9 protein-coding genes are annotated in these 14,168 nt (G+C 67.9%); 4 read left to right on the top strand and 5 right to left on the bottom strand.

Annotated features, from left to right (window positions below):
• On the top strand, positions 1 to 3,147 hold the full coding sequence (locus tag HUW53_RS18090) for an efflux RND transporter permease subunit (protein WP_237347154.1): 3,147 nt from the start codon (positions 1 to 3) through the stop codon (positions 3,145 to 3,147).
• Between the two features lie 232 nt (positions 3,148 to 3,379).
• Here HUW53_RS18090 and ppk2 read toward each other — a convergent pair whose 3' ends face one another.
• Together ppk2 and HUW53_RS18080 are read right to left on the bottom strand one after the other, a co-directional pair.
• Positions 3,380 to 4,303, bottom strand: a complete 924-nt coding sequence (ppk2, locus tag HUW53_RS18085) for a polyphosphate kinase 2 (protein ID WP_237347153.1) — start codon at positions 4,301 to 4,303, stop codon at positions 3,380 to 3,382.
• A gap of 91 nt (positions 4,304 to 4,394) precedes the next feature.
• The gene (locus HUW53_RS18080; RefSeq protein ID WP_237347152.1) at positions 4,395 to 4,880 is read right to left on the bottom strand and encodes a hypothetical protein; all 486 of its coding nucleotides are present in this window, start codon (positions 4,878 to 4,880) and stop codon (positions 4,395 to 4,397) included.
• Between the two features lie 569 nt (positions 4,881 to 5,449).
• Between HUW53_RS18080 and HUW53_RS18075 the strand changes: the two genes are divergently transcribed.
• Positions 5,450 to 6,298: a MipA/OmpV family protein gene (locus HUW53_RS18075; RefSeq protein ID WP_237347151.1), complete on the top strand. Its 849-nt coding sequence runs from the start codon at positions 5,450 to 5,452 to the stop codon at positions 6,296 to 6,298.
• A gap of 247 nt (positions 6,299 to 6,545) precedes the next feature.
• Here the strand turns inward: HUW53_RS18075 and HUW53_RS18070 are convergent, their stop codons facing one another.
• Together HUW53_RS18070 and HUW53_RS18065 are read right to left on the bottom strand one after the other, a co-directional pair.
• Positions 6,546 to 6,860: a hypothetical protein gene (locus tag HUW53_RS18070; protein ID WP_237347150.1), complete on the bottom strand. Its 315-nt coding sequence runs from the start codon at positions 6,858 to 6,860 to the stop codon at positions 6,546 to 6,548.
• Positions 6,861 to 6,862: 2 nt separating this feature from the next.
• Positions 6,863 to 7,708, bottom strand: coding sequence for an AAA family ATPase (locus tag HUW53_RS18065; RefSeq protein WP_237347149.1), 846 nt, complete (start codon positions 7,706 to 7,708; stop codon positions 6,863 to 6,865).
• 435 nt (positions 7,709 to 8,143) lie between these two features.
• Between HUW53_RS18065 and dksA the strand changes: the two genes are divergently transcribed.
• Positions 8,144 to 8,560: an RNA polymerase-binding protein DksA gene (gene dksA, locus HUW53_RS18060; RefSeq protein WP_237347148.1), complete on the top strand. Its 417-nt coding sequence runs from the start codon at positions 8,144 to 8,146 to the stop codon at positions 8,558 to 8,560.
• A 307-nt stretch (positions 8,561 to 8,867) separates the two neighbouring features.
• Here dksA and HUW53_RS18055 read toward each other — a convergent pair whose 3' ends face one another.
• Positions 8,868 to 11,210: a flagellar biosynthetic protein FliO gene (locus HUW53_RS18055; protein WP_237347147.1), complete on the bottom strand. Its 2,343-nt coding sequence runs from the start codon at positions 11,208 to 11,210 to the stop codon at positions 8,868 to 8,870.
• A gap of 186 nt (positions 11,211 to 11,396) precedes the next feature.
• Here HUW53_RS18055 and HUW53_RS18050 point away from each other — a divergent pair, with 186 nt between their 5' ends.
• Complete coding sequence (locus HUW53_RS18050; RefSeq protein WP_237347146.1) at positions 11,397 to 14,003, top strand: response regulator; 2,607 nt, start codon at positions 11,397 to 11,399, stop codon at positions 14,001 to 14,003.
• Positions 14,004 to 14,168 lie beyond the last annotated feature (165 nt).

The following is a 14,168-nucleotide window of genomic DNA, read 5'->3' as shown; positions in this document are numbered from 1 at the left end:
ATGCTGGCCGAACTGTGCATCCGCCGCCCCGTCATGACCACGCTGCTGATGCTGGCGCTGGTGGTGGCGGGTTTGTTCGCCTATCGCCAACTGCCGGTGGCGGCCCTGCCGCGCGTGGATTTCCCCACCATCACCGTCACCGCGACCCTGCCCGGCGCCAGCCCGGAGACCATGGCGACGGCGGTGGCGACCCCCATCGAGCGCCAGCTCGCCACCATCGCCGGCATCTCGTCGCTCACGTCGTCGAGCACCCAGGGCTCGACCTCCATCACCATCCAGTTCGACCTGAACCGCAACATCGATAATGCCGCCCTCGACGTGCAGTCCGCCCTTTCGGTGGCGCAGCGGCAATTGCCCGATGAGATGACCACGCCACCAAGCTTCCGCAAGGTTAATCCAGCCGATGCGCCGGTGCTGTTGCTGGCGATTTCTTCCGACACCCTGCCCCTGTCGGCGGTGAACGAATATGCGGACACCTTGATCGGCCAGCAGATCTCCCAGCTTCCGGGGGTGGCGCAGGTGCAGATCTACGGCAGCCAGAAATATGCCGTGCGCATCCGCGTGGATCCGGGGGCGGCGGCCACGCGCAACATTTCGGCGGCGGACATTCAAAGCGCGGTGCAGGCGGCGGCCTCCAACACGCCCATCGGCGTGCTGTCCGGCCCCAAGCAGACCTTCACCATCGACATGGGCACCGCCACCGCCAGCGCCGACCATTTCCGCCGCCTGGTGGTGGCCTGGCGCAATGGCGCTCCGGTGCGGCTCGACGAGATCGCCCGCGTCACCGACGGGGTGGAGAACGAGCGGGTGGCGAGCTGGTTTAACGATGACCGCTCCATCATCGTCGCCGTGGTGCGCCAGCCCGACGCCAACACGGTGGCGGTGGTGGACGAGGTGAAGGAGCGCCTGCCGGCCTTCCGGGCCCAGCTTCCGGGATCGGTGGATGTCCATGTGTTGATGGACCGCTCCACCTCCATCCGCGAGGCGGTGGCGGATGTGCAGACGACCCTGTTCGAGGCCATCATCCTGGTGGTGCTGGTGATCTTCCTGTTCCTGCGGAATGTGCGCGCCACCATCGTGCCGTCGCTGGCGCTGCCCTTGTCGATCATCGCCACCTTCGCGGCCATGTGGCTGTTCGGCTATTCCATCAACAACATGACGCTGCTGGCGCTGACCCTGTGCGTCGGCTTCGTGGTGGACGACGCCATCGTGGTGCTGGAGAACATCTACCGGCACATGGAGAACGGGGTGAAGCCGTTCCAGGCCGCCATCATCGGTGCGCGGGAGATCGGCTTCACCATCATTTCCATGACGCTGTCGCTGGTGGCGGTGTTCATCCCCGTGCTGTTCATGGGCGGGGTGGTGGGGCGCATCTTCCGGGAATTCGCGGTGACGATCTCGGTGGCGATCCTGGTGTCGGGCTTCGTCTCCCTCACCCTCACGCCCATGCTGTGCGCCCGCGTCATGAAGGCGCCCGACCACCACAAGCGGCCGGGTCTGTTCTTCCGCGTCACCGAGCGCATGTTCGAGGCTTGGCTCGGCGCGTATCGCGTGGCCCTGGATGTGGTGCTGCGACACCGCTTCATCATGTTGCTGGTGACGTTCGCGACCATCGCCCTGTCGGCCTATCTTTACATCATCATCCCCAAGGGGTTTTTCCCGCAGGAGGACAACGGCTTCATCACCGGCACGGTGGAGGCGGCCACCGACACCTCCTTCGACGCCATGGTGGAGCGGCAGAAGCGCGTGGCGGACGCGGTGCGCGCGGATCCGAACGTCGCCTATCTGGTCTCCACCGCCGGCGCCACCGGATCGAGCCGCACCACCAACACCGGCCGCCTCTTCATTGCCCTGAAATCCCGCGACGAGCGGCTGCTCTCCGCCAATGGGGTGATTCAGGACCTGCGCAAGCGGGTGTCGCAAGTGCCGGGCGTGCGCGTGTTCTTCCAGCCGGTGCAGAACATCTCGGTCGGCGGCGTGCAGTCCAAGAGCCAGTTCCAGTTCACCCTGCAAAGCTCCGACACCCAGGCCCTCTACGAGGCGGCCCCGCGCGTGGAGGCGGAGATCGCCAAGCTGCCCGGCCTGCGCGACGTGACAAGCGACCTGCAGATCACCAGTCCACAGCTCACCATCGACCTCGACAAGGACAAGGCGGCCGCCCTGGGCATCACCGAGCAGATGCTGCGCGATGCCCTTTACACCCAGTTCGGCACGCGGCAGGTGGCGACGCTCTACACCGCCACCAACCAGTACGCCATCATCGCCGAGGTCCAGCCGCGCTTCCAGAAGGATGCGGCGGACCTTTCACGGGTCTATCTGCGCACCGCCTCGGGAGCCGTCGTGCCCCTGGAAACGGTGGCCGACATCCGCCGCACCGTGGGGCCGCTCCAGGTGGCCCACCAGCAGCAGCAGCCGGCGGTGACCATCTCCTTCAACCTCGCGCCCGGCACCTCGCTCGGGCAGGCGGTGGCCGAGATCGGGACGGCAACCGAGGCGGCCGACCTGCCCGCCAGCATCATCACCGGCTTCCAGGGCACCGCGCAGGTGTTTCAGGACGCGCTGGGCAATCAGGTGCTGCTGATCCTGGCGGCGGTGCTGGTGATCTACATGGTTCTGGGGGTGCTCTACGAGAGCTTCGTCCACCCGCTCACCATCCTGTCGGGCCTGCCCTCCGCGGGCATCGGCGCGCTCCTCACCTTGATGGCGGCGGGGATGGAACTGTCGGTGATCGCGATCATCGGCATCATCATGCTGGTGGGCATCGTGAAGAAGAACGCCATCATGATGATCGACGTGGCCCTGGAGCGTCGCCGCGCCGGCCTGAGCGCGCACGATGCCATCCGGACCGCCGCGCTGATGCGCTTCCGGCCCATCATGATGACCACGCTGGCCGCCATTTTCGGGGTGCTGCCCATCGCGGTGGGCGCCGGTGCCGGATCGGAGCTGCGCCAGCCCCTGGGGGTGGCGGTGGTCGGCGGGCTCCTGGTGTCGCAGCTGCTGACGCTGTTCATCACGCCGGTGATCTACCTCTACCTCGATCGCCTGGACGGCTGGGTCCACCATGCCATTTCGGGCCGGCACGAGGCGGAGGAGGCCGCCGACCAGGCGGCTGCGGCGGCACAGAAGCGGCGGGCCGCCGCCGAATGAGGCCCGCGTGCCGGGTGTGCGAGGCCTGTCAGAAGGTGAGGGGGCCGGCTCGATGATCGCTGGTTCACCTGCACCGTGGCCGATCGTGTCAGGGGCAGGGGCGCCGCGGTGGGGCGGATCGGCGCGGGATACCCTGTCGGCGGAGGGGCGACGCACGGCGGGGCGATGGCGCGTCCCGCCCCGTCCCGCTCCCCCTTGCTTTCACCAAGCCGGCCGCTGACGCGCGGAAATCTCAATAGCGCTCGGGCACCGTGCGGCAGGGATGCTCCGATTCCACATAGCCATGCGGCTTGTCCCGCTTCGGCAGCTTCACCTTCTCGTGCGGGATCTCCTTGTAGGGGATCTTGGAGATGAGGTGCGCGATGATGTTGAGGCGCGTGCGCTTCTTGTGGTCGGAATGGACCACGTACCAGGGCGCCCATTCGGTATCGGTCGCGGCAAACATCTCGTCGCGGGCGCGCGAATAGTCATACCAGCGCGAATAGGATTCGAGGTCCATCGGCGAGAGCTTCCAGATCTTGCGCGGATCGTCGATGCGGCTCTCCATGCGCCGGGTCTGCTCTTCCTCCGACACCTCCAGCCAGTATTTCAGCAGAATGATGCCGGATTCCACCATGGCCCGCTCGACCAGCGGCGTGCCCATGAGGAATTTTTTCGCCTGCTCCTCGGTGCAGAAGCCCATGACGCGCTCTACGCCGGCACGATTGTACCAAGAGCGATCAAAGATCACGATCTCCCCCGCCGCAGGGAAATGGGGCACATAGCGCTGGATGAACATCTGCGACTTTTCCCGCTCGGTGGGCGGGGGCAAGGCCACGACGCGGAAGATGCGGGGGCTCACCCGCTCCAGGATGGCCTTGATGACGCCCCCCTTGCCGGCTCCGTCGCGGCCCTCGAACACCACGCAGACCTTGGCGCCGGTCTGCTTCGCCCACAATTGCAGCTTCACGAGTTCGGCGTGCAGATCCTTGAGATGGGCTTCATAGGCCTTGCGCTTCAGGGGACCGGAGGCCGCGTCCTCGTCCGCCGCCGTCTGTGCCGCCGCTGTCTGTGCCGTCGCGGTGGCCGCCGCCGGGACCGTCTCTTTCACGGCTTCCTTTGATTTACTGTCCCTGGCGTGGCCGTCCTTGGCCTTGCTGTCCTTGGCCTTGCTCATGGCGCGTCTCCTGCTTCTCGTTCTTGGTTTGAGCGGGAGCCCGCAGCCGCGTGGACGGGCAGCGGGATCCCGCGTCGGCGTGGGGCGCGGATCAGGCCCAGCTCAGGAAGAAGCCGATGTCGCCGGGCATGCCGTTCGGCCAGTCGACCACCATCGCCTTCAGCTTGTAGTGCCCGGGGCGCAGGTGGTCGCGCCACAGCTCGAACGCTTGGCGCGGGCGGCCGGTGAGGGTCTCGGGCCAGCCCTCCTCGGCATTGTTGATGGCGCGTCCCTTGTCCGTGCAGAGGGTGTTGGGAAAGCGCATCACCATGATCTCGGTCTCGCCGCGCTGGGCCGCGACCTTCATCTTGCTGACGAGGTTCTGGGCGATCTGCCCCAACACCTCGGGCGTGAGATCGAGCGGCGTGGAGAGGGTCTTGACGAGCGCGGCGCGCGCCTTGTCCTCGCGGCTCATGGCCTCGAGTTCCTTGCTGAGCTTCGCCTGCTCCAGCTCCTGCATGTAGTGCCGCAGGTCGTCGGCGGACATGAAGCTTTCGTCGCCGAGGATGGTATGCGGCTCGGAAGCAGCTGCGGTCATGAAAGACTCCTTCTAACGCAAGGTGATGGATCGGCTGCAAAAATCATTCTGCAGCGCCGGCGGGGTGGCGGCTTTACGGCATGTCAACCATGGGCAACGAGAGTTCGATGCCAGCACGCCGCGGAGCCCTGTAATGGAGGTTGGAAACTACCGCGATTGTGGTCGTTCGCGTGCAAGACGGCAGTCGGCTGCAGGGCGTCGCGTGCTGAAGTGACGTCATTTTCCCCTCTCCGGAATTTTCATTCCAGGACGCGGAAGCATTTCCGGTGCTGCCGCCGCAACGATACTTCAAGAGTCTTCGCCATTGGAAGGCGGGTGACGCGCTCAGCATGCGCGCGGGCGCCATCGGTATGAAAAAACCGGACCTTGTCGTCGTCGGCTCATGGTGCCTGGGAACGGCGTGGGCCATGAGTTGCATTTTTGCCACCATCCATGGCGACGACGCAGCTAGGTTCTTCGTCCTCAACCGGCTGAGGATTGCGCCCGCTATTCGACGGGCGGAGCCTGCGACGCGGGATGGGGCCGCTGACGGCGGGACGGGGTTTCGGGGTGTCTTGACGAGGTGTCTTATGGCGGCGTTCGGGCGGGGTCTCATCACGGTGTGTTGCGCGTCCTTTGCGCTGGGTGCCGGCGGCAGCGCCCTGGCGGCGGACCTGTCCTATGGGTTTGGAACGGCGCCGAAGGCCACGGTGGAGGACTGGTACCTGACCATCGGCGTCTCGGGCCGGGTGGAGCCCGACTATCCCGGCTCCGACGGCTACACCATCCGGCCCGGTGTTATCTTCTCCATCGACAAGGCCAGCCAGCTTAACACCTTCCGCAGCGTCGACGACAATCCGTCCATCGCCCTCTTCGATACCGGAACCTTCCGGATCGGCGCGGTGGGGCGGCTGGACTGGGGGCGGGACGACAGCGATTCGGACCGGCTGACCGGCCTCGGCGACATCGGCACCTCGGTCGAGGGGGGTGGCTTCACGGAGTGGTATGCGCTGCCCTGGCTGCGCCTGCGGGCGGAGCTGCGTTACGGGGTTGGCGGCTTTTCAGGCGTGACCGGCGACCTTGCGGCCGACGCCATCTACACCATGGATCGCTGGCGTTTCGCCGTGGGGCCGCGCCTGTCCTATGCCGGCTCCGGCTACATGAGCACCTATTTCGGCGTCACGCCGCTCCAGTCGGCCACGGCGACCCTGCTGGGCAATCCGCTGCCCGTGTTCAACGCCGGGGGCGGGTTCGACCTCGTGGGCGTGACCGGCCAATTGACCTATAATTTCCGCAACGGCTTCGAGGCGGGGATGTTCGGTGGCTATGGCTATCTGCTGGGCGATGCCGCCTCCTCGCCGCTCACCAGTGATTCGAGCCAGTTCCGCGCGGGCCTCTCGCTCAGCTACACCTTCAATATCGGCAAGGCCTGGTGGTGATCGGCCGGCGCCCGCGGCGCGGGTGACGCCAGCCGGTTGACCCCGGCGTGTCACGCGCCTGGGAGCCCGCCCTTAACGTCCGTCGCCTCACGGCGGGCAGGTCTCCCGCCCTCGGCGGAGTTCCTGCGTGCGTATCCGCCGCTGCCAGCGCGCACCGCGCGGTATGCGCTCCGGACGTTGGCACCGGATGGTCGCGTTCACCCGGTATCGGCGCACGAGCGGGGACATCAATGCGGGTGGTCCCTCTCTAGCTTTTGGTGCTCCTGGAGTCGCCCGAGGCGGCCCGGTCGCCGCTGTCGTCCGAGCGGTGGCTGACGCCATAGCCGATGACAAGCGCCCCGCCTGCGGCGGCGGCCGCCGCCGCCGACGTATCCGAACTCTCCGAGGCGGGGGCGGGATGTTCCGAATCAGTATCGCGATTGAGGCCGAAGTCCGCCGGCGGCTCGGCGACCTCCTCCACCGGGCGCCGGGTGGCGGCGGATTGTCGGTGCCGCACCAGCGCGAAGAACAAGGCGATGGGGACCAGGGCGACCAGCAGGGGCAGGATGATGGAGATGTCCACGATCAGCGGGTCTCCCGGCGGGCGAGGAAGGCCAATCGCTCGAACAGATGCACATCCTGCTCGTTCTTCAGCAGCGCGCCGTGGAGCGGGGGTATGGATTTGCGCACGTCCTGCTCGCGCAGGGCATCGGCGTCCACGTCCTCGGCCAGCAGCAGCTTCAGCCAGTCGATGAGTTCGGAGGTGGAGGGCTTTTTCTTCAACCCCGGCAGCTCGCGCAGCTCGTAGAACAGGCGCAGGGCCTCGCTGACGAGCCGCTGCTTGATGCCGGGGAAATGGACCTCCACGATGGCGCGCATGGTCTGCGAATCCGGGAAGCGGATGTAGTGGAAGAAGCAGCGGCGCAAAAAGGCGTCCGGCAGCTCCTTCTCGTTGTTCGAGGTGATGATGACCACAGGGCGTTGCCGCGCCTTCACCTGCTCGCCGGTCTCGTAGACGTGGAACTCCATGCGGTCGAGTTCCTGGAGCAGGTCGTTGGGAAACTCGATGTCGGCCTTGTCCACCTCGTCGATCAGCAGCACCGGCCTCTGGTCGGCGGCGAAGGCGGTCCACAGCTTGCCCTTGCGGATGTAGTTGGCGATGTCATGCACTTTGGGATCGCCGAGCTGGCTGTCCCGCAGCCGCGCCACGGCGTCATATTCGTAAAGGCCCTGCTGGGCCTTGGTGGTGCTCTTCACATGCCATTCGATGAGGGTCGCGCCCAGGGCTTCCGCTACTTCCTGTGCGAGCACGGTCTTGCCGGTGCCGGGCTCGCCCTTCACCAGCAAAGGGCGTTCGAGGACGATGGCGGCGTTGACGGCCACCTTGAGATCGTCGGTGGCGACATAGCTGGCGGTGCCCTCGAAACGCATGGACAGTCTTCCTCGTTCGGCCACGGCCACTGGCGGGTCTCGCAGCCGCGACCTTGGGTCGCTGGGTCCCAGCTTACAACCCGCACGCGCGGCGATGGCCTTGCGGTTGGCTTTCGCCGCTGAGCCGCCGAAGCCGCGGTCCGGCGGCTGCTGCACCGCGGCAGGGTCGGCACACGGAGGGCCTTCGTCAAGCCCCGAACGTGTGCGTGTCACGCGGGGGGAGATGGCAATGACAGTTGTCGTCTGCGGATGGCGTCGATATAAGCGCGGCGACCTTGGAGCGTCATTCCTGCCAGGAAAGGTCGCCTCGCCGCGCTCACTGGTGGGACGCCGCTCCAGTTCGTCGACGGGGCAGGCTTCGCCGCATCCGCCGGAGGCCGGGCGGGCGGATCCTGAACCGCGGGGATCAACGACGCTTTATTGAGGACACGGCTGATGTCGATCCAACTCGACGATGACTATCGGCCCCGCGAGGACGAGCCTTTCATGAACGACAGGCAGCGGGAATATTTCCGGCTGAAGCTGTTGCGGTGGAAGGACGACATTCTGCGGGAAGCGCGTGAAACCCTGCAGCACCTTCAGGACGAGAATCAGAACCACCCCGATCTCGCCGACCGGGCGTCCTCGGAAACCGATCGCTCCATCGAGCTGCGGGCGCGTGATCGTCAGCGCAAGCTGATCTCAAAGATCGACGCGGCGCTGCAGCGCATCGAGGATGGGAGCTACGGCTTTTGCGAGGATACGGGCGACCCGATCTCGCTGAAGCGGCTGGAGGCCCGTCCCATCGCCACACTGTCGGTGGAGGCGCAGGAGCGGCACGAGCGTCGCGAGCGCGTTTATCGGGACGACTGAACGAGGGGACGTCCGGTCGACACCGCTTCGGGATCTGGGGCGCTCACAGCGATCTGTGGAGAAGTTCCAGATCGCGAGGCGGGCGCGGCGCGCGCCGCTTTGGTTTCCCGCCGCTTTGGTTTCCATCTGAGCGCTCGGGGGCCGTACCGGATCCGGATAGGGCCCCGAGCGGATGGACGCTGACCTAAGCAAACAAAGGGCCGGCTTCCGAGAGGGAGCCGGCCCTTTGTGTGTTTGTCCGCGCGTGGCTTGATTCCGCCTTCACCGCCGGGCGTCGAGGGGGACCGGTGTCCCCCTCTCGGATGCATCACCGGGGTGGAGTGCGTCCCAGCAGGGTGGCCATCTCCGCGTCGAACTCATCCAGGAAGGCAACAGGGTCGTCGAGCTCCGGCTTCGGGGCAGGGGCTGCGTCCTTGGTGACAGCGGGCGCGGGATCGCGCCTGGATGCGGTGTCGAGGGGCGCTGCGGCATCGGACCTGCGGGCCGTCAACAGGGGCTCCCGCGGCGTGGGCGCCGCCGGCGGCGCCGTGGCGCGGCCCGGGCGGACGTTGACGTCGGGGGCCTTCAGGGCCGGCTCGTCCGTGCGGTCGAGCCGCCGGGTGGCGCGCATCCAACCGTCCGAGAAGAGCTCGCGGGCCTGCGTGCGAGCCGCAGCTTCCCCGGATCCGGCCGGGCTGGGCGCGCTGGCGGGATCCTCCGACAGGAAGCGGGAGTAGTCCGCCGGGTTCAGCCCCGCACGCGATTTCGGCTCCGCGCGCGGCGGCGCGGGGCGGCGGGTGGCCAGCGGAACGCGCGGCCGGTCGGCCGGAGCCGCCGGCGGGGCGCTGACGTCCGCCGCAGTGCCTTCGATGTCCTCCAGCAGATCGGAGAGAGACAGGCGGAGCTTTTCGTCGGTCGGACGCGACAGGGCCGCATCGAGGCGCTGCGCCATCTCCTTCAGGCGGGGCTCCACCGCCCCCGGTGACGCGGCTTCGTCACCCCGGTCGAGACGCGCGGCGGGGCGCAGAACGGGCGGCGCGACGCGACCGACGCTGGGTTCGGGAATCGAAGCCCGGTCAGCCTCAAGCGCGGCAGCCATCTCGGCGGCGATCTGGTCCGCGAGCGCCATCTCAGCGGCAGCTTTGTCAGCTGCGGCCTTTTCCGCCGCTGCCTTTTCAGCTGCGGCCCTTTGTGCCGCGCGTTCAGCCGCTGCCTTTTCGGCTGCCGCCTTCTCAGCCGCTGCCTTTTCGGCTGCGGCCTTCTGTGCCGAGGCGCGTTCGGCTGCCGCCTTCTCAGCTGCCGCCTTCTCAACTGCTGCCTTTTCGGCTGCGGCCTTCTGTGCGGCTGCGCGTTCGACTGCCGCCTTCTCAACTGCTGCCTTTTCGGCTGCGGCCTTCTGTGCGGCCGCGCGTTCGGCTGCCGCCTTCTCAGCCGCTGCCTTTTCGGCTGCGGCCTTCTGTGCCGACGCGCGTTCGGCTGCCGCCTTCTCAACTGCTGCCTTTTCGGCCGCGGCCTTCTGCGCGGCCGCGCGTTCGGCTGCCGCCTTCTCAGCCGCTGCCTTTTCGGCTGCGGCCTTCTGTGCGGCTGCGCGTTCGACTGCCGCCTTCTCGGCCGCAGCTTTCTGTGCGGCCTGGTCCGCGACCGTGTTCGCCGGGGCCGGTGCGTTTTCCGCGGCCTCGGTCTTCGTCTCCGGGCGCTGGGTGCCCAGCAGGAGCGCAAGTCCGCGCTTTGCGGCGTCGTCGGACAGGCGGGGGCCGGCGGCAGGGGTGGCTTCGGCTTTTTGGCTCTCGCCGGTGAGCCGTTCCACTTCCTTCAGCGTATCAGCGACCTTGCGGTCGATTCGCCTGATGGTGGCGGCGACTTCAACTTTCTGATCCGCTGGCAGGCGCACCAGACGCTGACGCAGGGTGGCGGCCTGGGACCGCAGACGTGCGGCATTGGCGAGGAGGGCTTCGACGCGGGTCGGCGCCGGCCCCTCGCTGGTATCTCTCTGTTCGTTCCCGGACTCCTCGACGGCGGGCGCGGCAGGCAGCGCCGGGGCTTCAGCGCGAACCGCGGCCACCGGGGCGGCGGGGCGCACGGGCGCCTGTGGTGCCGGACGCGGCGCGACTTCGGGCCGCGCCAGCGGGGTCGGCTCGTCCAACTCTGCCTCTGCCTCTGCCTCTGCCTCGTAGGGGGAGCGGCGCCGGGTGGCGGGTGCGGCGAGCGCGGCGGCGGCCATGCTGGCGGCCAGCGCATCCGTCTGGGGTGTGGCGGGGGTCAGTTGCGCGGCCTGCGGGCGCGGCGCCAACGGCGCCCTCGCGGTGGGCGGCTGCACACCTCTTTGGGCTTCGCGCTCCAGCGGCATCGCAGGACGCAGCCCCGCCGTGGCCACATAGCCACCGGTGATGTTCTGTTCCACCACCACGTCGTTGGCGCCGCCGGTGAGCAGGAGGTGCTCCACATCGTCGCGGCGCACGAGCACGAGGCGGCGGCGCGGATCAATGGCGACGGCATCCACGACGGCGAGCCGGGGACCGTTGCGGCCGCGCCCGGGGGCTCGACCGCTCAGGCCTCCACCCAGCCTGCGCATCACGAAAACAGTGACGCCGAGCAGGGCGGCAACCACGATCAGCGCGATCGCCAGGCGAACCGAAAAGTCGAGCTCCGCGCCAAACAACTGCTGTAACATCACGCCTCCGTCGCGCAGCCATCGGGGTGTCGAGTCATAGCGGGCGGATGACTCTACGTCTGCATGTTATGCGTCACCACCTAAGCTTTTGTTGATAATCATGGCAGGATTTCAGTCAGTGGCGAATCTCCGCATATGCATCGCAGGCGGCCCGGCGCCGCGGCGCGGAAGCGAAAAGGGTGTGCAATGAGCAAGATGAATGCAGTGGCGCGCGCATCCAGGCCGGCCGCTCGGGCGCGGCTCGGCGGGCAGGTCCTGCGCACCCTGACCCTCTCCGGAATGGCGCTGATCGGCGGTTTTGCGGCCACGGTGCTGTTCGCGAGCGCCTCTGGATCGTTTCTGTCCGGGGTGATCGGCGGTTTCGCGGTCTTCGGTGCCTTCTGGGCCATCTCGCTGGTGTGGAAGTCGTTCCGCGGCGAGCCGGAAACGCGCGATGTGCTTGGCCCGGCGGTGCTGGCGGCCTCGGGCGACGCGCTGGCGGTGGTGGAGGACGGCGAGCGGGTGGTGGAGGCCAATGCGGCTTACCGCTCCTTGTGCCGCAGCGAAGGCGGGGAGCCTCCGATCCCCGAGCGCTTCTTGTCACGGGTGCCGGGCACCCAGGCGGCCATGGCCGAGTTGCTCAACTCGGTCGCCGACGCCAAGGCCTTCAAATCCCGCATCAGTTTCGATTCGGGGAGCGGCGGCCGGCAGATCGAGATTTCAGTCCAGCCCCTCGACACCCGGCGCCGGGTGCTCTGGGCGTTGCGTGTGATCGAAGCCGGGACCGCGCCCGTCGCGGCGCCGGCCGCGCCCGCTCCGGCTGCGGCGGAGCCCGCGCCCATGGCGCCCCTCGACGACGAAAGCGCCGCGGCCCTGCTGGAGGCGTGGGAGCGGGCACCGGCGGGGATCGCCCGTGTCGGCCGCGATCGGGTGGTGCTCGCCAATGCGAGCCTGTGCCGCCTTTTGGGCTACGGCCTGGCGGAATGGGCTCCGGAAGGCATGCCGCTGCAAGAGGTTGTGGCGCCGGCCCATGTGCCCGACCTGCGTGATGCCCTCGGGACCGGGCGCGGCCCGACAAGCCTTGAGCTGGAGCTCACGCGGAAAGACGGACGGCCGCTGGCGGTGTTCGTGCGCCTCGGCGTGTGCGACGCCGCAGGTGAAGCCACGGCGGTGATCCTGCCGCGCTCCGCGCTGCCGTCGGCGGGGCGCGCGCCGCAGCCGGTCGCGGCGCCGCTATCGGCCGCTGGCGTGGCGGCGGTGCGGCCCGAGGCGGTCGCGGCCCGGAACGGCGCCGATGTGGATCGCTTCTTCCTGCAGGCGCCGGTCGCCTTGGCGCTCCTGGATGGCCAGGGGCGGATCCGCGCGGCCAATGCCGCTTTCGCCCGGCTGTTCGGTTCCGATGGTGCGTCGGCCGGGAAGCCGCTGCGCGCGGTGATCTCCGAGCGCGATGCCGCGGCGGTGGACGGCTTCCTGGCAACGGCGCGGTCGGGCGGTCAGCCCTCTGGCCCCTGTGATGTCACCGCCGCGGGCGGACGCTCGGCGCGCCTCTATGCGGCGCCGCTGGGCGTCGCGGCCGGCGGGGCTGACGACATCGCCCTGTGCGCCATCGACACCTCGGAGCAGAAGGCGCTGGAAGCGCAGTTCGCGCAATCGCAGCGGTTGCAGGCGGTGGGCCATCTGGCCGGCGGGGTGGCCCACGATTTCAACAATGTGCTCACCGCCATCATCGGCTATTGCGACCTGCTGCTGGCCAAGCATCGGCCCAGCGACCCGTCCTTCCCGGACATCATGCAGATCAAGCAGAATGCCAACCGCGCGGCGGCCCTGGTGCGCCAGCTGCTCGCTTTCTCCCGGCGCCAGACCCTGCGCCCCCAGGCCGTGGAGCTGACCGACGTCATCTCCGACGTGTCGGAGCTGCTGCGGCGTCTCATCGGCGAGCGCATCACCCTGGAGGTGCAGCACGCCCGCGACCTGTGGCCGGTGAAGGTGGACGTGAACCAGTTTGAGCAGGTGATCGTAAACTTGGTGGTGAACGCCCGCGACGCGATGCCCGACGGCGGCACCTTGACCCTGCGCACCGCCAATGTGCCGGCCAGCGCCTGCGCCGCCTACGGGGCGGGCAATCTCGCGCCCGCCGATTACGTGGTGGTGGAGGTGGAGGACACCGGCACCGGCATTCCTCCGGAAATCATCGACAAGATCTTCGAGCCCTTCTTCTCCACCAAGGAGGTGGGCAAGGGTACCGGGCTCGGCCTGTCCACGGTCTATGGCATCGTGCAGCAGACCGGCGGTACCATTCTGGCGGCCAGCGAGATGGGCAAGGGCACGGTGTTCCGCGTGTTCCTGCCGCGCTTCGTGCCCGCGGAAGAAGCGGAGCCGCAGCGCCCGGCCGAACCCGAGCCGAAGATGGGCGATTCCACCGGGCAGGGCCGCATTCTGCTGGTGGAGGACGAGGATGCCGTGCGCGCCTTCGCAAGCCGCGCCCTTTCGGCGCGGGGCTACGAGGTGCTCACCGCCGCCAGCGGCGTCGAGGCCCTGGAGCTTCTGGCCAAGGGGGGGCAGCCGGTCGATCTCGTGATCTCCGACGTGGTGATGCCGGAAATGGACGGCCCCAGCCTCTTGAAGGAGTTGCGCGCGCGCGATCCCGCCATGAAGGTGATCTTCATCTCCGGCTATGCGGAGGAGGCGTTCGCCCGCAACCTGCCGCCCTCGGAACACTTCGCCTTCCTGCCGAAACCCTTCTCGCTGAAGCAATTGGTGGCGGCGGTGAATACCGCCATACGCGGGCGTGCGTCACCGGAGACCAACAATTAGTCGCGGTGGCGATTTAGGCCGTAGTGACGATTTAAGGATTTGGGATTCCCAAGTGGTCGCAAATCGGATTCAACGCTGATTTTGGAGGATCGGCGATGGATTGCGATGGTCTTCGGGATGATCAGTGGGAGCGGATCAAAAGCTTCGTGCCGGGGGGCACCAAGG

Source organism: Xanthobacter agilis (assembly GCF_021730435.1).
GTDB lineage: Bacteria > Pseudomonadota > Alphaproteobacteria > Rhizobiales > Xanthobacteraceae > Xanthobacter > Xanthobacter agilis.
This window is presented reverse-complemented; position numbering and strand designations above follow the sequence as displayed.